Origin of the sequence: Allobosea robiniae, from assembly GCF_900102525.1 — a bacterium.
Lineage (GTDB): Bacteria > Pseudomonadota > Alphaproteobacteria > Rhizobiales > Beijerinckiaceae > Allobosea > Allobosea robiniae.
Genome location: NZ_FNBZ01000001.1, coordinates 461,890 through 485,209, shown reverse-complemented (window position 1 = coordinate 485,209; position 23,320 = coordinate 461,890). Strand labels below are relative to the sequence as shown.

General features: G+C 66.9%; 19 protein-coding genes and 1 riboswitch. Of the genes, 12 read left to right on the top strand and 7 right to left on the bottom strand.

The window, feature by feature from the left end; all coding sequences use genetic code 11:
- The first annotated feature begins 14 nt into the window (after positions 1-14).
- Positions 15-1,214, top strand: coding sequence for a mandelate racemase/muconate lactonizing enzyme family protein (locus tag BLQ70_RS02115; RefSeq protein ID WP_091855623.1), 1,200 nt, complete (start codon positions 15-17; stop codon positions 1,212-1,214).
- Between the two features lie 72 nt (positions 1,215-1,286).
- Here the strand turns inward: BLQ70_RS02115 and BLQ70_RS02110 are convergent, their stop codons facing one another.
- On the bottom strand, positions 1,287-2,621 hold the full coding sequence (locus BLQ70_RS02110) for a dicarboxylate/amino acid:cation symporter (RefSeq protein ID WP_061964231.1): 1,335 nt from the start codon (positions 2,619-2,621) through the stop codon (positions 1,287-1,289).
- Positions 2,622-2,828: 207 nt separating this feature from the next.
- Between BLQ70_RS02110 and BLQ70_RS02105 the strand changes: the two genes are divergently transcribed.
- On the top strand, positions 2,829-4,649 hold the full coding sequence (locus BLQ70_RS02105) for a sensor histidine kinase (RefSeq protein WP_091855622.1): 1,821 nt from the start codon (positions 2,829-2,831) through the stop codon (positions 4,647-4,649).
- Complete coding sequence (locus BLQ70_RS02100) at positions 4,646-6,013, top strand: sigma-54-dependent transcriptional regulator (protein ID WP_091855621.1); 1,368 nt, start codon at positions 4,646-4,648, stop codon at positions 6,011-6,013. The genes BLQ70_RS02105 and BLQ70_RS02100 overlap by 4 nt, the downstream gene beginning before the upstream one ends.
- Positions 6,014-6,020: 7 nt before the next feature.
- Here the strand turns inward: BLQ70_RS02100 and BLQ70_RS02095 are convergent, their stop codons facing one another.
- Both BLQ70_RS02095 and BLQ70_RS02090 read right to left on the bottom strand, forming a co-directional pair.
- A complete protein-coding gene (locus BLQ70_RS02095) occupies positions 6,021-7,217 on the bottom strand; it encodes a mandelate racemase/muconate lactonizing enzyme family protein (RefSeq protein ID WP_244511876.1) in 1,197 nt (398 codons plus the stop codon).
- On the bottom strand, positions 7,214-7,972 hold the full coding sequence (locus BLQ70_RS02090; protein ID WP_091855620.1) for a GntR family transcriptional regulator: 759 nt from the start codon (positions 7,970-7,972) through the stop codon (positions 7,214-7,216). Before BLQ70_RS02090 ends, BLQ70_RS02095 begins: the two co-directional genes overlap by 4 nt.
- Before the next feature lie 78 nt (positions 7,973-8,050).
- Between BLQ70_RS02090 and BLQ70_RS02085 the strand changes: the two genes are divergently transcribed.
- From BLQ70_RS02085 to BLQ70_RS02045, 9 genes are all read left to right on the top strand, one after another.
- The gene (locus tag BLQ70_RS02085) at positions 8,051-9,082 is read left to right on the top strand and encodes a succinylglutamate desuccinylase/aspartoacylase family protein (protein WP_091855619.1); all 1,032 of its coding nucleotides are present in this window, start codon (positions 8,051-8,053) and stop codon (positions 9,080-9,082) included.
- Positions 9,083-9,139: 57 nt separating this feature from the next.
- Positions 9,140-10,678 carry an ABC transporter substrate-binding protein gene (locus BLQ70_RS02080; protein WP_091855618.1) on the top strand — a complete coding sequence of 513 codons (1,539 nt, stop codon included), beginning with the start codon at positions 9,140-9,142 and terminating at the stop codon, positions 10,676-10,678.
- Between the two features lie 212 nt (positions 10,679-10,890).
- On the top strand, positions 10,891-11,835 hold the full coding sequence (locus BLQ70_RS02075; protein ID WP_091855617.1) for an ABC transporter permease: 945 nt from the start codon (positions 10,891-10,893) through the stop codon (positions 11,833-11,835).
- Positions 11,835-12,683, top strand: coding sequence for an ABC transporter permease (locus tag BLQ70_RS02070; protein WP_091855616.1), 849 nt, complete (start codon positions 11,835-11,837; stop codon positions 12,681-12,683). The genes BLQ70_RS02075 and BLQ70_RS02070 overlap by 1 nt, the downstream gene beginning before the upstream one ends.
- 18 nt (positions 12,684-12,701) lie before the next feature.
- Entirely contained in the window at positions 12,702-14,189 is a 1,488-nt protein-coding gene (locus BLQ70_RS02065; protein WP_091855615.1) for a M81 family metallopeptidase, read from the top strand.
- Between the two features lie 11 nt (positions 14,190-14,200).
- The gene (locus tag BLQ70_RS02060; protein WP_244511875.1) at positions 14,201-15,379 is read left to right on the top strand and encodes a mandelate racemase/muconate lactonizing enzyme family protein; all 1,179 of its coding nucleotides are present in this window, start codon (positions 14,201-14,203) and stop codon (positions 15,377-15,379) included.
- A gap of 35 nt (positions 15,380-15,414) precedes the next feature.
- Positions 15,415-15,626: riboswitch (cobalamin riboswitch) on the top strand.
- Between the two features lie 213 nt (positions 15,627-15,839).
- Positions 15,840-16,877 (top strand): ABC transporter substrate-binding protein, encoded by a 1,038-nt coding sequence (locus tag BLQ70_RS02055; RefSeq protein WP_091856139.1) that lies wholly within the window; start codon positions 15,840-15,842, stop codon positions 16,875-16,877.
- Positions 16,874-17,917 carry a FecCD family ABC transporter permease gene (locus tag BLQ70_RS02050; protein ID WP_091855613.1) on the top strand — a complete coding sequence of 348 codons (1,044 nt, stop codon included), beginning with the start codon at positions 16,874-16,876 and terminating at the stop codon, positions 17,915-17,917. The genes BLQ70_RS02055 and BLQ70_RS02050 overlap by 4 nt, the downstream gene beginning before the upstream one ends.
- The gene (locus BLQ70_RS02045; RefSeq protein ID WP_091855612.1) at positions 17,914-18,708 is read left to right on the top strand and encodes an ABC transporter ATP-binding protein; all 795 of its coding nucleotides are present in this window, start codon (positions 17,914-17,916) and stop codon (positions 18,706-18,708) included. The genes BLQ70_RS02050 and BLQ70_RS02045 overlap by 4 nt, the downstream gene beginning before the upstream one ends.
- 10 nt (positions 18,709-18,718) lie before the next feature.
- Here the strand turns inward: BLQ70_RS02045 and ltaE are convergent, their stop codons facing one another.
- The 4 genes from ltaE to BLQ70_RS02025 all read right to left on the bottom strand — a co-directional run bounded on the left by ltaE (position 18,719) and on the right by BLQ70_RS02025 (position 23,318).
- Entirely contained in the window at positions 18,719-19,750 is a 1,032-nt protein-coding gene (gene ltaE / locus BLQ70_RS02040; protein WP_091855611.1) for a low-specificity L-threonine aldolase, read from the bottom strand.
- A 79-nt stretch (positions 19,751-19,829) separates the two neighbouring features.
- Positions 19,830-21,209: an L-serine ammonia-lyase gene (locus tag BLQ70_RS02035; protein WP_091855610.1), complete on the bottom strand. Its 1,380-nt coding sequence runs from the start codon at positions 21,207-21,209 to the stop codon at positions 19,830-19,832.
- Between the two features lie 30 nt (positions 21,210-21,239).
- Positions 21,240-22,844 carry a gamma-glutamyltransferase gene (ggt, locus tag BLQ70_RS02030; protein WP_091856138.1) on the bottom strand — a complete coding sequence of 535 codons (1,605 nt, stop codon included), beginning with the start codon at positions 22,842-22,844 and terminating at the stop codon, positions 21,240-21,242.
- 198 nt (positions 22,845-23,042) lie between these two features.
- A complete protein-coding gene (locus BLQ70_RS02025) occupies positions 23,043-23,318 on the bottom strand; it encodes a hypothetical protein (RefSeq protein WP_091855609.1) in 276 nt (91 codons plus the stop codon).
- Positions 23,319-23,320: the final 2 nt, after the last annotated feature.

Below are 23,320 nucleotides of genomic sequence, written 5' to 3'. Positions count from 1 at the left end.
CAGGACGGAACGCCATGAAGATCACCGCCATCGAAACCCTGTGCGCCGAGGAATTCGGCAATGTGCTCTGGGTCCGCGTGCACACCGATTCCGGCCATATCGGCCTGGGCGAAACCTTCTACGGTGCCCGTTCGGTCGAGGCGCATATCCACGACACGCTGGCCGGCCGCCTGCTCGGTAAGAACCCGCTGCATATCGAAGCGCTGCATCGCGAGATGACCAACCTGCCGATGGCGCAGTCCTCGACCGGTGCGGAATCCCGTGCGACCTCGGCGATCGACATCGCGCTCTGGGACCATTTCGGCAAGATCTGCGGCCAGCCGGTGCATCAGATGCTCGGCGGGCTCTGCCGCGACAAGCAGCGCATCTACAACACCTGCGCCGGCACCCGCTATGTCCGCTCCAGCAACATCAAGCCGGTCTCGAACTGGAGCCTGGGCGACGAGGCCAGCCCCTATGAGGATCTCGACGGCTTCATGAACCGCGCCGATGTCCTTGCCGAAAGCCTGCTGGAGCAGGGCATCACGGCGATGAAGATCTGGCCCTTCGATCCCGCCGCGATCGAGAACCACGGCCTCCACATCACCGCCGAGCAGATGAAGAAGGCGGTCGAGCCCTTTGAAAAGATTCGCAAGGCCGTCGGCGACAAGATGGAGATCATGGTCGAGTTCCACTCGCTCTGGAACCTGCCGACCGCCAAGCAGATCGCCCGCGTGCTCGAGCCTTACAAGCCGACCTGGTACGAGGACCCGATCCGGATGAACTCGCCACAGGCGCTGGCCGAATACGCCCGCTCGACCGATGTCTGGGTCTGCGCCAGCGAGACGCTGGGTTCGCGCTGGCCCTACAAGGACATGCTGGAGCGCGACGCCGCCCATGTCGTGATGGTCGACTTGTGCTGGACCGGCGGCCTGACCGAGGGCCGCAAGATCGCGGCGCTGGCCGAGACCTGGCACCGCCCCTTCGCGCCGCATGACTGCATCGGTCCGGTCGGCTTCGTCGCGGCGGTCCACACCTCCTTCAGCCAGCCGAACACGCTGATCCAGGAATCGGTGCGCGCCTTCTATCGCGGCTGGTATCTGGAGCTGGTCACCGAGATGCCGCGGATCGAGAACGGCTATGTCTATCCGATGGAAGCGCCCGGCCTTGGTGTCGACCTGCTGCCGGCCGTCTACGAGCGCTCCGATCTGACCGTTCGCCGCTCGACGCTCTGAGACGACAGCGTTCGAAAACAAAAAAAGCCGCCGCCGGATGCCGGCGGCGGCTTTCGCTTTGTGAAGCCCGGCTTACTCGGCCGGAGCCATCAGCGGCTCGTCGAGGAAATCGGGCAGCTTGCCGGCAAGCGCCGCCTTCAGGCGGTTCTCGTCGAGTTCGCCTTCCCAGCGCGCCACCACGACCGTGGCGACGGCATTGCCGATGAAGTTGGTGACCGCGCGGCATTCCGACATGAAGCGGTCGATGCCGAGGATCAGCGCCATGCCGGCGACCGGTACGGCCGGAACAACGGAGAGGGTCGCCGCGAGCGTGATGAAGCCGGCGCCGGTGATGCCGGCAGCGCCCTTCGAGGAGAGCATCGCGACGAGCAGCAGCAGGATCTGGTCGCCGAGCGGCAGATGGATGTCCATGGCCTGGGCGATGAACAGAGCCGCCAGCGTCATGTAGATATTGGTGCCGTCGAGGTTGAAGGAATAACCGGTCGGGATGACCAGGCCGACGACCGAGCGCTTGCAGCCGGCCGCTTCCATCTTCTCCATCAGGCTCGGCAGGGCCGCTTCCGAGGAGGAGGTGCCGACGACAAGGAGAATCTCGTCCTTGATGTAGCGGATCAGCGCCAGGATCGAGAAGCCGTTATAGCGCGCGACGATGCCGAGCACGCCGAGCACGAAGACCGCCGCCGTGATGTAGAAGGTCAGGATCAGGAAGGCGAGATTGGCGACCGAGCCGATGCCGTAGCGGCCGATGGTGAAGGCCATCGCGCCGAAGGCGCCGATCGGGGCAGCCTTCATCAGGATCGCCACCAGCTTGAAGATCGGCGTCGAGAGCGCCTGCAGGAAGTCGAGCACGGGCTTGCCGCGCTCGCCGACCATCGCCAGGGCCAGACCGAACAGTACGGAGAAGAACAGCACCTGCAGGATGTCGCCCGAGGCGAAGGCGCCGACGATCGTGTCCGGGATGATGTTCTGCAGGAAGCCGACGACGCTCGCGTCATGCGCCTTGGCGGCATAGCCCTGGACGGCCTTGGCATCGAGGCTGGCCGGGCTGATATGCAGGCCGGCGCCGGGCTGGACCACGTTGCCGATGATCAGGCCGACGATCAGCGCCAGCGTCGAGAAGCAGAGAAAATAGATCATCGCCTTGCCGGCGACGCGCCCGACCTTCTTCATGTCGGTCATCCCGGCGATGCCGGTCGAGACCGTCAGGAAGATCACCGGCGCGATGATCATCTTCACCAGCTTGATGAAGGAGTCGCCGAGCGGCTTCATCGCCGTGCCCTGGTCCGGCCAGAAATGGCCGAGCAGGATGCCCGCCGCGATGGCGAACAGCACCTGCACATAGAGATGCTGATAGAATTTTCTGGGATGCGCCGGATGAGCGGGCGCGATGTCGATCGGGGTCGCCATGTTTTGCTCCTTGGGTCGGCGGTCGTCTTGGTTTTGTTCGAAACCGCTGCCCCTCTTTCGCAACCCGCGTGCCAACCAGGCCGTTTTCAAGAAATCAAAATAAACCAATGAGTTGCGGTTCATTTCGGAATCGTTTTGCGAGCGTTGCGGGCGGAATTCCGCACCCCGCCTCTTGATTTGTGCGGGATTCCGCACAACGACAGATGGATGAGCCGTTCCGGGCGCGATCCGTGGAAGAGTGCCGCAACGCTGCGCTGGCTGGTCTTCGGGCTGGTCGTCGCGGGGCTCGCGGTCGCCTCGCTTTTTACCGCCGGTGAGATCGGCCGCAGCCGCGCCATCGCCGCGACGGAGAGCCGGGCGACGGATGGCGGCACGCTGGCGCTTGCGATCCTGCGTGGCGAGCTGGAGAAGCAGCGCGCCCTGCCGGTGATCCTCGCCCGCGACCCCGATGTGCGGCAGGCCCTGACCGGCGGCAGCCGCCATGGGCTCGACCTCAAGCTGGAGGCGATCGCGAAGGAGGCCCGGGCAGCGGTGATCTATCTGCTCGGCCCGGACGGTGTCGCGATCGCGGCCAGCAACTGGAACGAGCCGACGAGCTTCGTCGGCAACGACTACAGCTTTCGCGACTATTTCAGGGGCGCGGTCGCGAATGGAGCGGCCGAGCAGTTCGCGCTCGGCACCGTCAGTCAGCGCCCCGGCCTCTATGTCACTCGGCGGATCGAGGAGGGCGGCCGCAGCCTCGGCGTCATCGTCGTCAAGGCCGAGTTCGACCGCGTCGAGGCCGATTGGCGCGCGCTCGGCGGCCAGACCTATGTCGTCGACAAGCGCGGCGTCGTGCTGCTCTCGACGGTCGAGGACTGGCGTTTCGGGGTCGAGGCGCCACTCGATCCGGCGACCGCGGCGGCGATCCGGGACTCGCTTCAGTTCGGCACCGCGCCGCTGACCTTGTTGCCCCTGCAGGAGCGCGGCGATCTCGTTCAGGGCGCTGGCGCCTTCGCCGGCCGCTATGTCCGCATGCGCCAGCCCGTCGCGACGACGGATTGGTTGCTCGAGGTGCTTCAGCCCGTCGATGCGGCGATCACCGCCGGGCGCTCGCAATCGCAGGCGCTGGTCGCGCTCCTGCTGATGCCGGGGGCGGCGCTGGCCGGTTTCGCCCTCTATCGCCGCCAGCGCAACCTCGCTCGGCAGGAGGCCGATGCCCGCTCCAAGGCCGAGCTGGAGGACCGCGTCGCCGAACGCACGGCCGAGCTCGCCGGTGCGAACGAGCGCCTCGTGGCCGAGATGGCGAAGCGCACGCGGGCGCAGGAACGGCTCTCCAATCTCCGCGAGGAGCTGGCCAAGGCGAACCGCCTCGCGACGCTCGGCCAGATCACGGCCGGCGTCGCCCATGAGGTCAACCAGCCGCTGGCGGCATTGCGTACCTATGCCGAGAACGCGCGCACCTTCCTCAAGCGCGCCGAGCCCGCGGATGCCGACGGAGCACTAATCCGCATCGTCTCGCTGACGGATCGAATCGGCACGATCACCGAGGCACTGCGCGGTTTCGCCCGGCGCGGCAAGGAACCGCTCGCACCGGTGCCGATCGGCACGATCATCGACGGTGCTCTGACCCTGCTCGAAGGCCCTCTGCGCCTGGCCGGCGTGACACCGCTCGTCACCGCCCCGCCGGAGCCGGTCCACGTCATCGCCCGTCCGATCGAACTCGAACAGGTTTTCGTCAATCTGCTGCGCAATGCGATCGAGGCCCTGATGGAAGGCGGGCAGGGCGGCGAGCCTGCGCTCGCGATCACGGTCACGCCGAAGGACGAGCGTGTCGAGATCGCGATCACCGATCGCGGCCCCGGCCTGTCGGAGCAGGCTCTGGCGCAGCTCTTCACGCCGTTCAGCACCTCCAAGCCCAAGGGGCTCGGCCTTGGGCTGGTGATCTCGCAGGACATGATCGTCTCCTTCGGCGGCACCTTGACCGCGACAAGCGCTCCCGGCGCCGGCGCCAGCTTCGTCATCACTCTCGAAAGGGCGGCGGCATGAGCGATTCCGCAGGCTCCATCGCCGCGATCGAGGTCTCCTTCGTCGACGACGATCCCGACCTGCGCGACGCCAATGTCCAGGCCTTGGGCCTCGCCGGGTTCCGGGCGGTGGCGCTGCCGTCCGGGGAGGCCGCACTTGAGCGGATCGGCCCTGATTACGCTGGCATCGTCGTCACCGATATCCGCATGCCCGGCATGGATGGGATCGAACTGTTCCGGCGCTTGCGGGCGCTCGATCCCGATATCCCGGTGATCATGATCTCCGGTCATGCCGATATCGCCACCGCCGTGGGCGCGATGAGCGAGGGTGCCTACGACTTCATCGCCAAGCCCTATGCCGGCGAGCGCCTCGTCGAGACGCTCCGGCGGGCCGCCGAGAAGCGTGCGCTCGTCCTCGAAAACCGGCGACTACGGGCGCTGGCCGAGCAGGGCGAGGAGGAGACAGCGCTCATCGGCGAGACAGCTGCGATCACGCGGCTGCGCCAGACCATCCGCGAGCTCGCCGATGTCGATGTCGATGTGCTCGTCCTCGGCGAGACCGGCACCGGCAAGGAGGTCGTCGCCGGCCTGCTGCACCGGCTCGGACGCCGGCGCGACAAGCCTTTCGTCGCGCTGAATTGCGGCGCGCTGCCCGACAGCGTCATCGAGAGCGAGCTGTTCGGCTACGAGCCCGGCGCCTTCACCGGCGCGCAGAAAAAGCGGATCGGCCGCATCGAGCATTCCAGCGGCGGCACGCTCTTCCTCGACGAACTGGAGAGCATGCCGCTCTCGGCGCAGGTCAAGCTGCTGCGCGTGCTGGAGATGCGCGAGATCGCACCGCTCGGCTCGAACGACCTGCGCCGCGTCGATCTCAGGGTTGTGGCCGCGACCAAGGCCGATCTCGGAGACCCCGCCCAGCGTCGCGATTTTCGTGAGGACCTCTATTACCGGCTGAACGTGGTGACGCTGCGTATCCCGCCTTTGCGCGAGCGCCGCCGCGATATTCCGTTGCTCTTCACCCGTTTCCTGGCGCGCGCGGCGGAAAAGTATCGCCGGCCGGTGCCAGCGCTGGATCGGGCGGTCGAACGTCATCTCGTAGAGAACGATTGGCCCGGCAATGTCCGCGAGCTCGTCCATTTCGCCGAGCGTGTCGCGCTTGGCCTCTCCAGCGATCTGCCGGCGCAATCAGCCCGCCCTGACGTTCCGGTCGCGAGCCTGCCGGATCGCCTCAATGCGATCGAGGCGAACCTGATCCGCGAGGCGCTGGAAGCCAATCGCGGCGATGTCCGCGCGACGTTGGAGATGCTCGGCATCCCCCGCAAGACCTTCTACGACAAGCTCACCCGCCACGGAATCGATCGGGCGGCTTACGCGATAACGGAGTGAGCGAGGCTCAGCCGAACAGCGCCTGCGGATCCGGCGTGTAGCGGCCGAGCTTGTCGCGATCGATTGTGACGCCGAGCCCCGGCAGGTCGGGAATCGTCAGCCAGCCTTCGGCATCGAGCGCGAAGGGCTTCGCCAGGATGCCGTCGACATAGGGGCTGCCGCCGATGAACTCGACGAGATCGGCATCCGGGAAGGCCGCGGCCATCTGCAGGTCGGCGGCGAGGCCAAGCGCCGTGTTCCAGCCATGGCCGACATATTTGATGCCGAGATCATAGGCCATCCAGGCGATACGGCGCTGCTCGGAAATGCCGCCGACCTTGGTGACGTCGGGCTGGACGATGTCGAGCGCGCCGGTCGTCAGCCAGGGAATGAAGCTCTGGCGCCGGGTCAGCACCTCGCAGCCGGCGATCGGCACGGGCGAGGAGCGGCGCAATTCGCGGTAATCGTCGATGGCGTCGGGCCTGACCGGCTCCTCGAACCAGCCGACCTCGTAATCGGCCAGCATCTCGGCCGTGCGCTTGGCCCATTTCAGCCCATGCGGCCAGAGCGCGTCGCTGGCGCCGGCATCGACGAAGAGCCTGGATTTCTCACCCGCCGCCTCGCGCGCCGCGCGCACGATCGCCTCATCGAGCTTGACGTCGAGCGCCCGGCCGAATGGCCCCCAGCCGATCTTGAAGGCGCTGAAACCCTTGTCGCGATAACCCGCGACGACATCCTTCATCGCCGCCGGCTCCTCCATCAGGAGCGAGCAATAAGGCTGCACGCGCTCGCGATAGCGTCCGCCGAGCAGGCGCCCGACGCTGAGCCCCGTCGCCTGGCCGAGGATGTCCCACATCGCGATGTCGATGCCGCTGATCGTATGGGTCAGCGTGCCGCCGCGCCCCATCCAGAAGGTGTTCTGGTGCAGCTTCTCGCTGACGAAATCGGGCGAGAGCGCATCGGCGCCGAGGAAGAGCGGCTCCAGCACCTTCAGGCCTGCCTGAACGAGCCGGCCATCGGTGAAGACGCTGCCATAGCCGATCAGGCCCTGGTCGGTATGCACCGCGATCAGCGCATGGATCGAATCCTCCGGCCGGATCTCCGCCGACCAGCCGCCCTTGGGGCTCTCGCCGAAGAGGGGAGCAGCCTCGATCCGGGTGATGCGGAAGGGCGGGAGCCCGGCTGCCCGGCCTGCTGCGCGCGTCTGGATGGGCTGGTCGTTCACGGCATATCCCTTTCCCTGCGGCGCTTGGCGACGATGGTCTCGTAATCCATCGCGTGGTTCATGACGGTGATGTGCTCGTCGAGCGTGCGGGTGATCACCGCGATATCGCCGGCCTCGAAGGCTGCGAGCAGGTCGACATGCTCCTCGACTACGCCAGCCATCGGCTTGCCGAAGGTGGCGAGGCCGAAGATGATCGTGCATTGCGGGGCCAGCGTCTCCCACAGGTCGAAGGTGACACTGTTGCCGCCGAGCCGGCAGAGCGCACGGTGGAAGTTGGTATCGGCGACCGCGACGCCATAAGCGCTGCCGCGCGCTGCCATCAATTCCATCTCGGCGACGGCGCGGCGCAACTCGTCAAGGTGATGGCCGCGGTTGCGACCGGCCGCGACGGCGCGCACCACCGCGCTGGCTTCAAGCGCAATGCGCGCCTCGATCAGGTCCGAGACGCGCTCGTTCGTCACCGGGCGGAGCCGAATGCCCTTGTAGGGCTCGCTGATCACGACGCCCTGGCTCTCGAGCAGGCGCAAAGCCTCGCGCACAGGCACGCGGCTGACCCCGAGCTTGCGGGCGAGATCGACCTCGACGATCCGGTCGCCCGGCAGGATCAGTCCTGCGGCCGCCCCGGCGATGATCGCCTCGATCGCATGGTCGACGAGCGTCTGCGGCTGCAGCGGCTGCCAATCGGGGGCGGCGCTTTTCGCTCGCTCCGGTGTCGCTGTTTCGGCTGCCCGCACTTGTCCGCCCGTATCCGTCATCCGGCTCTCTGCCTCTCGCTTGACAGGTCGTATGATCGTATACAATCATACGAAACGCAAGAGCGAGAGGGGTTCGCCATGGCGTCCGAAAGCCGGGTTCGTTGCGAGATTGATTTCGAGGTATCCGGGCGGCAGGCCGGTTATCTGCGGGCGCCGCTGTCGCGCAATACGTCCGGCTGGGGCGTCGTCGAAATCCCCGTGATCAGCGTGAAGAATGGCTCCGGCCCGACGATCCTGCTCACCGGTGGCGTCCATGGCGACGAGTACGAGGGGCAGATCGCTGTCTCGCGCCTCGCCCGCAGCCTCGATCCGGCGAAGGTGCAGGGGCGGGTCATCATGATCCCGGCGCTCAACATGCCTGCCGTCCTGAACGATACGCGCCTCTCGCCGGTCGACAACCGCGACATGAACCGCTGCTTCCCCGGCAATCCGCGCGGCACCTTCTCCGAGATGCTGGCGCATTTTGTCGACACCGTCGTGCTGCCGCTGGTCGATATCTCCGTCGATCTCCACACCGCCGGCCATTCCGGCGACTCCGCGCTCTCGACCAACATGCACTACGTCGCCGATGCCGAATTGCGCGAGCGCACCATGGCGGCGGCGGCGGCCTTCGGCGCTCCTTACAATGTCGTGTTCTGGGGCGTCGACGAGGGCGCGACCCTGACCTCATCGGTCGAGCGGCGCGGCATCCTCTCGCTCGGCACCGAGCTCGGCGGCTGGGGCCGCGTCAATGTCGAGGGCGTGCGCATCGCCGACCGGGCGCTGACCAACATCCTCAAGCATTTCGGCCTGATGGACGGCAAACCCGACACGACGCAGCGCGACGGTTCGCCCGGCACCCGCCACATGATGGTGCGCGATGCCGCCGGCTATTCCTTCGCGCCCGCGGGTGGTCTGTTCGAGCCGCGCAATGTCGTCGGCGATGCCTGCCGCGCCGGCGATCTCGCGGGTTACCTGCATTTCGTCGAGGACATCGATCGCGACCCGCTGGAGGTGCGCTATCGCCGCGACGGCGTGCTCTGGATGTCCGCCGGCCCCGGCCGCGTGCAGCGCGGCGATGCGGTTGCCGTCCTGATGGAGGATTACGACGCGGTGCGCGCCGCCGCCTGACCAACCTTACGCCTGAACCACCACGTGCCTGACCATCAATCCTGAGGGGACAAAAACATGGCAAAGCACATCATCGTCGGCGCGGCCCTCGCGGCGGCGCTCATGCTCGGAGGGGCACAAGGCGCGCTGGCCCAGCGCAAGGGCGGCGACGTCGTCATCGGCATCAGCCAGGCGCCGCCTTCGCTCGATGCGCAGATCACCTCGGCGCAGGCCTCGCGCAACGTCACGCTCCATATCTTCGAGACGCTCTATGCCCGCGACGAGAACGCCAAGCCCGTGCCGGAACTGGCCGAGGGCGTGACGGTCTCGCCCGATGGCAAGACCTATGTCTTCCCGATCCGCAAGGACGTGACCTTCCATAACGGCAAGAAGCTCGATGCCGCCGATGTCGTCGCCTCGCTGGAGCGTTATCGCAAGGTCGGCGCCTCGCCGGCGCTGGTCGCCGCGATCGACACGATCAAGGCGAGCGGCGAGCATGAGGTCACGGTTACGCTGAAGCAGGCGCAATCGACCTTCCTCGACAATCTCTCGTCGCCGCGCGCCCCGATCGCGATCTATCCCGCGAGCGAGGCCGCCAAGGAGGCCGGCAAGATCGAGATCATCGGCACGGGTCCGTACAAGTTCGTCGAGTACAAGCCGGACAGCCATGTCAAGCTGACGCGCTATGACGGCTATGCACCCAATCCGAAGGGCACCGGCCGCGACGGCTTCGCCGGCAAGAAGGAAGCCTTCCTCGATACCGTCACCTTCCGCTTCATGCCGGAAGGCGGCGCCCGCACCGCGGCGCTCGAAGCCGGCCAGATCCAGTTCAACGAAACCGTCGATGGTCCGACCGCGAAGCGGCTCGGCACCGACAACCGCTTCACCATCCACAAGATGGTGCCGTTCGGCCTGCAGGTGATCAAGTTCAACCAGGCGCAGGCGCCGGCCAACGACGTGAACTTCCGGCTCGCCGTCCAGGCGGCGCTCGACATGGAGGAGATCATGGCGATCTCCTATGCCGATATCTACCAGATGGACCCGAGCTGGCTCTATCCGGGTTCCGCCTTCCATTCGACGGTCGGCAGCGACAAGTACAACAAGCACGACCTGAAACTCGCCAAGGAGCTTCTCGCGAAATCCTCCTACAAGGGCGGCAAGGTCACCTTCATCACCGACAATCTGCGCCCCAATGTCGACACCGCGACGCTGGTTCAGCAGAAGCTGAAGGAGATCGGCGTTGAGGTGGATATTTCCGTCGCCGACTGGCCGACCGTCTCGAAGATCGGCTTCACGCCGACGGGCTGGACCTTCTGGACGCATGGTTTCGGCATCGAGCCCTATGAAGGTCCGGGCTCGGTGATGGCGCCTTGGGTCAACGGCCTCTCGCAGCAGGCGAAGGACCCCGAGATCGACCGCATCGCCGCCGCTTTCAACGCCGAGATGGACGAGGGCAAGCGCAAGGCGCTCTACGACGCCTTCCAGAAACACATGTACGACGCGGCAGTCGCGATGAAGGCCGGCAATTACGGGATCTTCCAGGCCTCCACGTCGAAGCTCAAGAACTTCAAGCCCTATCGCATCCCGCGCATGTGGGGCGTCTGGCTGGAGCCTTGAGCGCATGCGAGGTCGATGCCAGCCGTCGTAGGTACCGATCGCCGTCACATTAGCCGTGTCATCCCGGACAAGCCGCAAAGCGGCGCAGATCCGGGATCCATTCCTGAACCTTTGCCGGAAGCGTTCCGGAATGGATCCCGGTTCTCCCTTCGGTCGCCCGGGATGACGCGCACTTATCAGAACTAAGGCCTAACGCTCGGAAGGAGGGCGGCATGGGAAGCTTCCTGATCCGCCGGCTCGCGGGCGCCTTTCTCGTGCTCGTCCTGGTTTCGCTGATGTCCTTCGCGCTGATCTGGCTGGTGCCGGGGGATCCGGCGGCGGCTTTCCTCGACGCCTCGGCGACGCCCGAGCAGGTCGCCAAGCTGCGCAGCGCGCTCGGTCTCGACCTCTCGCTGCCGCAGCAGATGTTCGGCTGGTATGGCCGCATCCTCAGCGGCGATCTCGGTCAGTCGATCCTGCTCAACCGCTCGGTGACGGCGGCCCTGATCGAGCGCCTGCCGGTCACGCTCTCGCTGGCGGCGCTGGCGCTGGCCTTCGCCGTGTTCTTCGGCGTCGCGGCGGGCATCGTTGCTGCCGTCAATCACAACCGCTGGCCCGACCAGGCGGTGATGACGACGGCCCTGCTCGGGCTCTCGGTGCCGGATTTCTGGCTCGGCCTCGTCCTGGTGCTGGTCTTCGCCGTCTCGCTCGGCTGGCTGCCGAGCGGCGGCTTCACGCCCTTCCTGCAATCGCCGGCAGAATGGCTGCGCGGCATGATCCTCCCGGCACTGACGCTGGGGCTGGTCCAGGTCGGCTTCATCGCCCGGATGGCGCGCGCCTCGATGCTGGACACGCTCTCGCAGGATTATGTCCGTACTGCCGATGCCAAGGGGCTGGCCAAGCTCCATGTCGTCCTGCGCCATGCCCTGCCCAACGCGATGATCCCGATCCTCACCGTCATCGGCATCGTCTCCGGCGCTCTGCTCGGCGGCGCGGTCATCGTCGAGCAGGTCTTCTCGATCCCCGGCATCGGCCGTCTGATCGTCGGCGCCATCGCCTCGCGCGATTTCCCGGTGCTGCAGGGTGGCTTGCTCTTCCTCGCGGTCGTCTATCTCGCGATCAACCTCGTCGTCGACATCCTCTATGCCGTGGTCGATCCGCGCGTGAGGCTGGCCTGATGCAGGGCACGCCACTCGTCGGCCGCGCCCTCTGGGGGCGCCTGTTGCGCAATCGCTCCTTCGTGATCGGCGCCGTGCTGGTGCTGCTGATGGTCGCCGTCGCGCTTGCTGCCGATTGGCTCACGCCCTTCGATCCGCTCAAAAGCAATGTCCGGGCACGGCTCGCCGCGCCCAGCGAGATGCACTGGTTCGGCACGGATCATTTCGGCCGCGACATCCTCTCCCGCGTCATGATCGGCGCCCGCATCTCGCTCGCCATCGGTGCCTTCACGGTGGTGCTGGCCGGGATCGCCGGCACGCTGAGCGGCGCGATCGCCGGCTATTTCTACCATCTCGACCAGCCGATCATGCGAATCATGGACGCGCTGATGGCGTTTCCGTCGATCGTGCTCGCCATGGTTGTCTCTGCGGTGCTCGGCGCCTCGCTCACCAATGTCGTGATCGCGCTCGCCATCGCCACGACGCCGCATACCGCCCGCATCGTGCGCGCCTCGGTGCTGCTCGAAAAGGAGCAGGAATATGTCTCCGCCGCGCGCTCGATCGGCGTCGGCGAGATGACCATCCTGTTCAAGCATGTGCTGCGCAATGCTGCCGGCCCGCTGATCGTGCGGCTGACCTATGTCTTCGCCATCGCGATCCTCGCCGAAGCGGCTCTGTCCTTTGTCGGTGCCGGCCCGCCGCCACCGGCCGCCTCCTTCGGCTCGATCATCGCGCAAGGCCGCGATTTCATGCGCGAAGCGCCGTGGATCACGGTGTTCCCGGGCCTCGCGATCATCACCTGCGTGCTCGGCCTCAACCTGCTCGGCGACGGCCTGCGCGACGTGCTCGACCCCCGCCTGAAATTCTGAACCCGCCGGAGCCGCCCGATGAAGCGCATCCTGATCGCCGACTGCAAGCAGGAGATCTCCTCCTTCAACCCGCTGCCGTCGCATTACGAGAACTTCCTGATCCACCATGGCGACGGCCTCTACGTCCAGCGCGGCCAGAACCAGGAGCTCGGCGGCGCGCTCGCCGTCTTCGAGGCCCGGCCCGATATCGAGATCGTACCGACGATCTGCGCGCGCTCCGGCAGCGCCGGGCCGCTCTCGGCTACGGGCTGGAAAAAGCTCTCCGAGGAAATCCTCGCCGCGATCTTCGCCAAGCTCGACCGCATCGACGGCATCTATGTCTCGCTGCATGGCGCGATGGGCGCCGATGGCGAACTCGACCCGGAGGGCTATCTGCTGGAGAAGCTGCGCGAGCGTGTCGGCCCGGACATGCCGATCGTCATCTCGCTCGACCTGCATGGCATCCTGACCGACCGGATGCTCCGCAATGTCGACGGTTTCGCGATCTACTGGACCTATCCCCATGTCGACTTCGCCGATACCGGCCGGCGCGCCGCCGAACTCCTGCTGAAGCTGATGGCCGGCGGCATCAGGCCTGTCGCTGCCCGCGTCGTCATTCCCGCTCTCGTGCGCGGCGACGAGCTCATCACCAAGACCGGCTGCTATGGCGAGCTTCTGGCCGAATGCCGCCGGCTGGAGGAGGAGGGACGGGCGCTCGCGGCCGGCATCATGATCGGCAACCCCTTCACCGACGTGCCCGAACTCTGCTCGCAGGTGCTGATCCTCACCGATGGCGACAAGGCGGCGGCCGAGCGCGAGGCGATCCGGCTCGCCGAGGAATTCTGGCCCTTGCGCTTCCGCATGCAGGGCAAGCTCGTGCCGCTCGACCGCGCCATCGCCCAGGCCCGCAGCATCGACGGCCCGGTGATCTTCACCGATGCCGCCGACGCGACCTCCTCCGGCGCGTCCGGCGACAGCAACCTGATCCTCGCCGCTCTGCGCAAGGCCGGTTACGGCAAGCGCGTGCTCGCCCAGATCGTCGATGCGCCGGCTGCCGCTGCTGCGCACAAGGCCGGAATCGGCGCGACGATCACGGTCACGCTCGGCGGGTCGATCGATCCGGCGCGCTTTCCGACGATGCAGGTGAAGGCCAAGGTCAAGCTGCTCTCGGACGGCGAGGCGGCGCTGGAGACGATGAAGGCGCCCTTGAGCGCCGGGCCGACCGCGGTTCTGACCTGGGACAACGTGACCGTCGTGGTGATGAGTCGTTCGGTCAGCCTGTTCGACAGGGCGATGTACTACGCCAACGGCATCGACCCGACCGATTTCGACCTGATCGTGGTGAAGTCGCCGCACACCGAGTTCCACATGTTCGACCAGTGGTGCGCGCGGAACTTCAACATCGACGCTCCGGGCGCGACCTCCGCCAATCTCCGGAGTCTCGGCCACACGATCTGCGCCCGGCCGATCTACCCGCTCGATGAAGGCGTCGCCTTCGCGCCCCGCGCCACGATCTACGAACTGTGAGGATGAAGCCCGTGCCCAGGATCGAGGCCGTCGATTTCTTCTATCTCGCCATGCCCGTCGTCACCGACGAGGCCGATGGCAGCCAGGATGCGCTGCTGGTCAGGGTCGCGGCTGGCGGCCATGTCGGTTGGGGCGAATGCGAGGCGGCGCCGCTGCCCTCCATCGCCGCCTTCATCTGCCCGATGTCGCATGGCGTCTGCCGGCCGGTGGCCGATTCCGTGCTCGGCCAGAATCTGGAAAGCCCGGAGGACATCGCCCGCATCGCTGCCGCCGTCGCCTATAACTCGATGGACCTGCTGCAGGCGCCGCACACCTTCTCAGGCGTCGAGATGGCCTTGTGGGACATCCTGGGCAAGATGCGTTCCGAGCCGGTCTGGCGCCTGCTCGGCTACGCGAAAAGCCATCCCAAGACGCCCTATGCCTCGGTCCTGTTCGGCGACACGGCGCAGGAAACCCTTGAACGCGCCCGCGATGCTCGCAAGCGCAGCTTCCGCGCCGCCAAGTTCGGCTGGGGGCCGATCGGTCGCGGCAGCGTCGAGGCCGATGCCGAGCATTTCGTCGCGGCGCGCGAAGGGCTGGGGCAGGACGGCATCCTGCTCGTCGATACCGGCCAGATCTTCATCGAGGATGTCGAGCTCGCCGCGGCTCGTCTGCCCGCGATGGAGAAGGCGAACGTGCTCTGGTTCGAGGAGCCCTTCCATGCCAGTGCGCTCGAAGCCTATGGCGGTCTTGCCAAACGCAGTCCCAAGGTCCGGCTGGCCGGCGGGGAGGGCGCCCATAACGAGTCGATGGCCCGGCAGCTCATTGACTATGGCGGCATTGGCTATGTCCAGATCGATTGCGGGCGCATCGGCGGCATCGGCCCATCCAAGGCCGTGGCGGATTACGCGGTCGCCAAGGGCGTGACCTTCGTCAATCACACCTTCACCTCGCATCTGGCGCTCTCCGCCTCGCTCCAGCCCTATGCCGGTCTCGCTGCGCACGAGATCTGCGAGTATCCGGCCATGCCGAAGCCGCTCGCGACCGCGATCTCAGCCAATCACCTGGAGCGCGATACGAACGGGCAGGTCGCCGCGCCTGATACTCCCGGCCTCGGCATCGAGGTCGCGACGACCGCGCTGCGGGGCTACCTGCAGGAGGTCGAGATATCCGTCGACGGCAAGCGGCTCTACAGCACGCCGCGCCTCTGAAGCGATGTTCGCTTGACGGCGCGCCGCACCCTTATAGGGTGTGCGCCGATCGAGGTTCTCCGGGTTGCTCCCGGAGCTAAGAGGGAATTCGGTGAGGCACTTCCAGTGCCAAAGCCGAGGCTGCCCCCGCAACTGTAAGCGGCGAGCTCTCCGTCCATCGTCCACTGGCGCTTGCCGCGCCGGGAAGGCCGGGCGGAACCGGCATCGACCCGCGAGCCAGGAGACCTGCCCCGGTCGTCGAAGACGTCTTTCGGACGGGGTGTTCCGGAGCCTGTGTGTCGATGGTGGCCCTGCGCCGCTTGTCCGCCCCACATGCCCAAAGCTCCCCCGGCCGTCATCTCGGGGAGCGATGAAGTCCATGTTCATGAAGTCCACTGCACAGGCCACTCAAGGCGGCTTGACGTTTGCCTGCCGCGCACTCTATCAGAAATGCAACATTGTTACATTTCGGATGGCCTCGATGCCGGCTGCGCGCCCCTTCAATTCACTTCTTCGCCTGTCTGCCGCCGCGCTGTTCGGCGCTCTCGCCGCCGGCACGGCCACTGCGGCGCCCACCAAATATCCGCTGACGCTGGAGAATTGCCGCGAGACGATCACCTTCAACACCGCGCCCAAGCGCGTCGTGGCGATCGGCCAGACCCAGACGGAAATTCTCTATGCTCTCGGCCTCGGCGACCGCGTCGTCGGCACGGCGGTCTGGTTCTCGCCGGTGGCCAAGCCCTATGAGGCGGTCAACGCCAAGGTGAAGCGCCTCGCCGACAACGATCCGAGCTTCGAGGCGGTGCTTGCGCAGGAGCCCGACCTCGTCACCGCGATGTTCGAATGGCATGTCGGGCCGAACGGCATCGTCGGCAAGCGCGACCAGTTCGCCAAAGTGAAGGTGCCCACATATGTCTCCCCGACCGATTGCATCGGCAAGGACAATTCCGGGGCCGGCGACGGCGTTCGTACGCAGATGTTCACGATGGAGCTGGTCTATCGCAACATCCGCGAATTCGGCGCGATCTTCGATGTCGCCGACCGGGCCGAGACGCTCGTCGCTGAGCTCAAGGCCCGCGAGGACAAGGCGGTCGAGCAGGTCGCCAAGCTGAAGGCGCAGGACGTGCCGGTCGTCGTCTGGTTCTCCAGCAAGGACATCAAGGGCGACGGCTTCATGGCCGGCAAGAACGGCGTGCCCGCCTATATCCTGTCCAAGCTCGGCGCCCGCAACATCATCTCGACCAATGAGGAATGGCCGCTGGTCGGCTGGGAGAGCATCGCCGCCGCCAATCCGGCCGTGATCGTCACGGTGAAGATGGATCGCCGCCGCTTCCCGGCTGATGATATCGAGAAGAAGCTGGACTTCCTGAAGACCGATCCGGTCGCCAGCAAGCTCGATGCGGTGAAAAACAACCGCGTCGTCATCATGGATGTCGGGGCGACCCGCGCCGGGCTCGATACGGTCGACGGCATCGAGACGCTGGCCAAGGCGATCGCCGGCTTCGGGCTCTCGCGTTGAGCCACGCCGCCCATGGGCCGAACTGGCCGGCGCGGATCGGCATCGCGCTGGCCTCGCTGCTGGCGCTGACCTTCTCGGTCGCGCTGGCGGTGACGATCGGCGAGATGCGCATCCCGCTGGACACGGCCCTAAAGGCACTCGGCAACGGGCTGTTCGAGCTCGACTTCCCGGTCAGCGCGATCCAGCAGGGCGTGATCTTCGATTATCGCCTGAGCCGCGCGCTGATGGCGGGGCTCTGCGGCGGCGCGCTCGCTCTCTCGGGCGCGATCCTGCAGGCGCTGCTGCGCAACCCGCTGGCCGAGCCCTATATCCTCGGCATCTCGGCGGGTGCCTCGACCGGCGCCGTCGCGGTGCTGATCCTCGGCATCAGCATCGGCGGCACGGTGCTGTCGGTTTCGACCGGCGCCTTCATCGGCTCCTGCGCCGCGCTCGTGGTGGTCGCCATGCTGGCGGCGGGGGCGGGCGGGGCGAGCGACCGCGTCATCCTCGCCGGCGTCGCCACCTCGCAGCTGTTCAACGCAGCGACGGCGACGATCGTGACGACGCTCGCCAGTGCCGAACAGGCCCGCGGCGTCATGTTCTGGCTGCTCGGCAATTTCGGCGGCGTGCGCTGGCCCGATCTCTGGATGGCGGCGCCGGTCGCCTTCATCGGCTTCGGCATCTGCATGCTCCACGCCAAGGCGCTGGACGCCTTCGCCTTTGGCGTCGATGCGGCGGCCTCGCTCGGCGTCGCGGTGACGCGGGTGAAGGTCGTGCTTTTCGCGACGACGGCGGTGATGACGGCGGTGATGGTCTCGATCGTCGGGACGGTCGGCTTCGTCGGGCTGATCATCCCCCATGCCGCACGCTTCCTCGTCGGCTCCGGCCATGCCCGCCTGCTGCCGGCCTGCCTTGTCGTCGGCGCGATCTTCATGATCCTCGCCGACATCCTCTCCCGCATCCTGATCCCGCAGCAGATCCTGCCGATCGGCGTGGTCACCGCCCTGTTCGGCGCCCCTGTCTTCGCGCTCATCCTTTACCGTGCCCGGAGGCCGGCATGACGCTCGCCACCCGCGAGGTCCGCTGGGGTGCCGGCGGCCGGATGATCGTCGATGGCGTGACGCTGGAAGCGGCGCCCGGCCGGGTGCTCGGGTTGATCGGCCCCAACGGCTCCGGCAAGTCGAGCCTGCTGCGGTTGCTCTGTCGGCTACGCAATGTCGCGAGCGGCGTCGTCACCCTCGATGGAAATGACATCGCCGGCGTGCCGCGCCGCGAACTCGCCCGCCGCCTCGCCTTCGTCGAGCAGCAGGCGATGACCGAGATCCAGCTATCCGTCTGCGACGTCGTCCGCCTCGGCCGCACGCCGCATCGTGCCGCGCTCGCCTCCTGGGGCGAGGCCGACGAGGCTGCCGTCAACGAGGCGCTGGCGCGGGTCGGGCTGACCGAGCGCCACGATCAATTCTGGCACACGCTCTCAGGGGGAGAACGCCAGCGCGTCCATATCGCCCGCGCGCTTGCGCAGGAGCCGAGCGAGCTGATCCTGGACGAGCCGACCAATCATCTCGACATCCAGCACCAGCTCTCGATCCTGAGCCTCGTCCGCCGCCTCGGTATCACCTGCATCATGGCGCTGCACGACCTCAACCTCGCCGCCATGTTCTGCGACGAGATCGCGCTGTTGCATGACGGGCGCTTGCAGGCGGCCGGCGCGCCGGAGGAGGTCCTGACCGCCGAAGCGATCAAGGACATTTTCGGCGTTGCGGTCTCGATCCGACTGGGAGATTCAGGCCGCCGGCACATCGAGTATCTGATCGAGGCCGAGCCGCGGAAAGGCGTGCCCGGAAGCGGTTAAGGCGGGGCTTTTACTCCGCAGCCGCCTGCCGCTTGCCGAAGAAGCTCTCGCAGGCTTCGGCGACGCGCGCGACGGAGGCGTCGTTCACATCGAGATGGGTCACCCAGCGCAATGTGCCGTACCGTCCGCTAACGGCGATGCCGCGTTCGCGCAGGAAAGCGGCGAAGGCGGCGGTATCGAGCGCCTTTGGCGACATGAACACCATGTTTGTGCGGGCAGGCCCGGCGCCGAGCTCCGGGAAGCGCGCCAGCACGTTGGCGAGATCGGCCGCACGCCGGTGATCTTCGCTGAGCCTCGTGATATTGTGCTCCAGCGCGTAGATCGCGGCTGCGGCGATCACGCCGGTCTGGCGCATGCCGCCGCCCAGCATCTTGCGGATCCGCCGGGCCTTCTCGATGAAATCCTTCGGTCCGACCAGAATGGACCCGACCGGTGCGCCGAGGCCTTTCGACAGGCACAGCGAAACCGTGTCGAACTGCCCCGCGATCCAGGCGGCATCGCGGTTGCTCGCCGCGGCCGCGTTCATCAGGCGGGCGCCGTCGAGATGGGTGGCGAGGCCGCGCGAGCGGGCAAGCCCGGTTGCAGCCTCCAGATAGGCGTCGGGTAGCACCTGGCCGTTGAAGGTGTTCTCCAGCGCCAGAAGCCGCGTCATTGCGAAGTGGAAATCGTTCGGCTTGATCGCATTGGCGATGGCGTCGAGCGCGATCGTGCCGTCGGCCTCGTTCGGAAGAGGCTGCGGCTGGATCGAGCCGAGCACGGCCGCGCCGCCACCTTCCAATCGATAAGTGTGGGCCATCTGGCCGACGATGTATTCCTCGCCGCGGCCGCAATGGGCCATCAGCCCGGCGAGGTTCGCCTGCGTGCCCGTCGGGAAGAACAGGGCCGATTCCTTGCCGAGCCGTTCGGCTGTGATGGCTTCCAGGCGCTTGGTCGTCGGGCAATCGTCATAGACGGCGTCGCCGACTTCGGCCGCGGCCATGGCGGCCCGCATCCCTTCGCCGGGGCGCGTTACCGTATCCGAACGGAAGTCATCCACGATCATCGATCCGATCCTTGCAGGCTGTGCGTCCACCCTATCGGGCGCTCGCCCGATCCATCATGCAAAAATGACAGGGGAGGGCTCAGCATTCCGGCAGGTTGACCGCGAGCCCCCCGAGGCTGGTTTCCTTGAAGCGCTCGTTCATGGCCTCGCCGGTCTGCCGCATCGCCTCGATGCAGTTGTCGAGCGGCATGAAATGCGAGCCGTCACCGCGCAACGCCAGCGACGCGGCCGCGACTGCCTTGATCGCGCCGATGCCGTTGCGCTCGATGCAGGGCACCTGGACGAGGCCGGCCGCGGGGTCGCAGGTCATGCCGAGATGGTGCTCCAGCGCGATCTCGGCCGCGTTCTCGATCTGCGCTGGCGAGCCGCCGAGCACGGCGCAGAGCCCGGCCGCGGCCATCGCGGCGGCGGAGCCGACTTCGCCCTGGCAGCCGGCCTCGGCCCCGGAGATCGAGGCGTTGTGCTTGATCAATCCGCCGATCGCTGCCGCCGTCAGCAGGAAATCGGAGACCTTTTCCGGCTCCGCCCCGACGCAATGGTCGAGATAATAGCGCAGCACCGCCGGCACGACGCCGGCGGCCCCGTTGGTCGGAGAGGTGACGACCCGGCCGCCAGCCGCGTTTTCCTCGTTCACCGCCATCGCATAGACGCTGAGCCAGTCCGTCGACGCATGCGGCTGCGAGCGATTGGCCAGTTTCTCGGCCGCCAGTTGCCGGTGGATATGCGCTGCCCTGCGGCGCACGCGCAGACCGCCGGGCAATTCGCCCTCCTGGTTCATGCCGCGCTCGATGCAGTCGTTCATCACCGACCAGAGCCGGGCGAGGCCGCTTTCGACCTCTTCCGCCGGCTGGAGATGGATTTCGTTGGCGCGCTTCATCGCCGCGATCGACAGCCCGCTCTCCTTGGCCATGCGCAGCATCGTTGCCGCATTCGCGAATGGATAGGGCCAGGACGATGTCTGCGTGGAAGCGGTCGGCGCTTCACGCTCCTGCGCCGTCACCACGAAGCCGCCGCCGATCGAATAATAGGTCTCGGACAACAACTCCGCCCCGGCAGAATCGCGGGCGCAGAAGACGAGCCCGTTGGCATGTCCGGGCAAAGGCGGCCCGTAGTCGAAGACGATGTCGGTCGCGGGATCGAAGGCCAGCGGCGGCAGGCCGTCATGGCGCAGCAGGTGGCTGCGGCCGAGTTCGTCGAGCTGGCGTTCGGCCGCATCGAAGTCGAAGGCTGCCGGCGTCCAGCCGAGCAGGCCGAGCGCCACGGCCCGGTCGGTGGCGTGGCCCTTTCCGGTGAAGGCGAGCGAGCCGTAGAGCGTCGCCTTGACGGCTGCCGCGCGATCGCGCGCTGGGTCCCGGCGCAGCAGGTCGAGGAAGTGCCCCGCCGCCGTCATCGGGCCCATCGTATGCGAGGACGAGGGGCCGATACCGATCTTGAAGACGTCGAATACGCTCAGGAACATCCCCGCCCCCTGTCGAAGCCGGTCCGGAAATCAGACGGAGATCGCCATTCCGTCGCGCTGCGGGTCGGCCCCGCCCGAACACGTGCCATCGACGATCCCGATCGCATGAAGGGCTGCGAAAGGGAATGTCTGGGCCGAACGTTTGACGTCATATCCGGCGGCGGTGAGTTCGGCGCTGACATTGCGACGGATGCGGTTGGAGAGGTCGATCGTGTTCGAGACCGCCATGACCCGCGGTGCCGCGACGGCCTCGAAGGGCGACATGCCGAAATCGATCATGTTCATGATGCCTTGCGCGATCGCCGGCGCGATATAGCTGCCGCCGGGCGCGCCGATGACGATGCGGGGCGTCTCGCCGTCGAAGACGATGGTCGGCGCGGCGGAAGAGGCGCGGCGCTTGCCGGGCGCGATCGACGCCGCCCGGCCGGGGCGCGGGTCGAAGCGGCTCATCGTGCCGTTATAGATGAAGCCGAGCCCGTCCGAGATCGCGCCGGAGGGGCTACCCAGGGTATGGGTCAGCGCCACGGCGTTGCCCTCGCGGTCGACGACGGTGACATGGGTCGTCTCGCGCTGCGACTTGTCCAGCCTGTCGATGACCGCGCGCTCGCCGCGCCGGATCGCCTCCGCCTGCTCGGCGGCGTGCTCCTTCGAGATCAGCCGGTCGAAGGGCACGTCGACATAGGCCGGGTCGCCCATGAAGCGGTCCTTGTCGATGGTCATCCGCCGCATCGCCTCGGCGAGCAGGGTAATGTGCTCGGCGCTGCCGTGCCTGAGCGCGCCGATGTCGAAATTCTCGAGGATGTGCAGGATCTGCAGCATCGACATGCCGCTCGCCGGCGGCGGCGAGGTCGAGATCCGGTGGCCGCGATAGGAACCCCAGATCGGCTCGGCGACCGAGAGTTCATAGGCCGCGAAGTCGCGCTCGCTGATTAGCCCGCCCTGGGCCGCGAAATCCGCCGCCATCCGGGCGGCCAGCGCGCCATGGTAGAAATCGTCCGGGCCGCTCTTGGCGAGATGCTCCAGCGTGGCGGCGAGATCGGGGTTGACCAGCGTATCGCCGACGCGCCTGGGGCTGCCATCGGGCCGGAAGTAGACGTCGCGTCCGGTCTTGCTGTAGCGCAGCTTGTCGCCGGTATTGACCTCACCGCCGCCGCTCTGGTCCTGGCTCCAGAACCAGTGCATGTGCGGCCGGACGAGCACGCCTTCATGCGCCTGCCTGATCGCCGGCGCCATCACGTCGCGCCAATCCATCGTGCCGAATTGCGAGAGCGCATGGGCATAGCCCTTGACGCTGCCCGGCGTGCAGACGGCGAGATGGCCGAACTCGTTGATCCCGCCCTTGAGCAGGAAGGCGAAACCGTCCCGCGTCTGCCCCTGCAGATGCTGCAGCCACATGTCCGGCGTCGCGGCCAGCGGAGCTTTTGCATAGAACTCGACGATCTCATGGACGCCGCGGCGTGGCATGTAGACCTGCATCGAGCCGAATCCGCCGATGCCGCACATCAGCGGATCGACCACGCCCTGCATGAAGGCGCAGGCGATCGCCGCGTCGATGGCGTTGCCGCCGCGTTCCAGAACCTCGGCCCCGGCCTCCGCCGCTTCCGGCTGCGGCGCGACGATCATCGCGTTCTTCATCGTCGGCATCGGTGGCGTTTCCTCGTCCCGGTTCGCGTCGGCGGCATCATCCGCACCGCTGCGAATCCTGCGGCCCCATCACTGCCTCATAATGCAGCGCGGGGTCCATCCTGATCCCGGCGGCCTGCGGCGGGACAGGCATCCTTTTGGAACATGGGCGAGGCGGTCGAGCGGGACCATCGTCACGGGTCCGATGGTCTAGGCCGGCTTCCTGAGGTCGACGATCTTGATCGTTCCGCTCGGCTTGCGTTCATTCACCGCATCTTTGGAGATCTCGACGGGGTCCGAATGATGTTTCTCGGCCGCCAGGCCTTCGGGATCGTGCGGCTCGTAGGGAGCATGGGGACCGGTGGCGTGAGCCGAGCGCGGGTTCGGGCCGGCGCGGCTTTCGTTTTCGTCTCCTGGCTGCCCGGGCCTGCGAGCCGTGCTGAAGGCAGCCGGGACGCCGCTCGCCTGATCGGAAGCTTTGCTCATCG

Excerpts from the sequence above, each read along its gene's own strand:
- BLQ70_RS02075 (WP_091855617.1), top strand. The coding sequence starts at position 10,891 with ATGGGAAGCTTCCTGATCCGCCGGCTCGCGGGCGCCTTTCTCGTGCTC.
- BLQ70_RS02070 (WP_091855616.1), top strand. The coding sequence starts at position 11,835 with ATGCAGGGCACGCCACTCGTCGGCCGCGCCCTCTGGGGGCGCCTGTTG.
- BLQ70_RS02045 (WP_091855612.1), top strand. The coding sequence starts at position 17,914 with ATGACGCTCGCCACCCGCGAGGTCCGCTGGGGTGCCGGCGGCCGGATG.
- BLQ70_RS02025 (WP_091855609.1), bottom strand. The coding sequence starts at position 23,318 with ATGAGCAAAGCTTCCGATCAGGCGAGCGGCGTCCCGGCTGCCTTCAGC.
- BLQ70_RS02115 (WP_091855623.1), top strand. The coding sequence starts at position 15 with ATGAAGATCACCGCCATCGAAACCCTGTGCGCCGAGGAATTCGGCAAT.
- BLQ70_RS02080 (WP_091855618.1), top strand. The coding sequence starts at position 9,140 with ATGGCAAAGCACATCATCGTCGGCGCGGCCCTCGCGGCGGCGCTCATG.
- BLQ70_RS02100 (WP_091855621.1), top strand. The coding sequence starts at position 4,646 with ATGAGCGATTCCGCAGGCTCCATCGCCGCGATCGAGGTCTCCTTCGTC.
- ggt (WP_091856138.1), bottom strand. The coding sequence starts at position 22,844 with ATGAAGAACGCGATGATCGTCGCGCCGCAGCCGGAAGCGGCGGAGGCC.
- BLQ70_RS02085 (WP_091855619.1), top strand. The coding sequence starts at position 8,051 with ATGGCGTCCGAAAGCCGGGTTCGTTGCGAGATTGATTTCGAGGTATCC.
- ltaE (WP_091855611.1), bottom strand. The coding sequence starts at position 19,750 with ATGATCGTGGATGACTTCCGTTCGGATACGGTAACGCGCCCCGGCGAA.
- BLQ70_RS02110 (WP_061964231.1), bottom strand. The coding sequence starts at position 2,621 with ATGGCGACCCCGATCGACATCGCGCCCGCTCATCCGGCGCATCCCAGA.
- BLQ70_RS02035 (WP_091855610.1), bottom strand. The coding sequence starts at position 21,209 with ATGTTCCTGAGCGTATTCGACGTCTTCAAGATCGGTATCGGCCCCTCG.
- BLQ70_RS02065 (WP_091855615.1), top strand. The coding sequence starts at position 12,702 with ATGAAGCGCATCCTGATCGCCGACTGCAAGCAGGAGATCTCCTCCTTC.
- BLQ70_RS02090 (WP_091855620.1), bottom strand. The coding sequence starts at position 7,972 with ATGACGGATACGGGCGGACAAGTGCGGGCAGCCGAAACAGCGACACCG.
- BLQ70_RS02105 (WP_091855622.1), top strand. The coding sequence starts at position 2,829 with ATGAGCCGTTCCGGGCGCGATCCGTGGAAGAGTGCCGCAACGCTGCGC.
- BLQ70_RS02055 (WP_091856139.1), top strand. The coding sequence starts at position 15,840 with ATGCCGGCTGCGCGCCCCTTCAATTCACTTCTTCGCCTGTCTGCCGCC.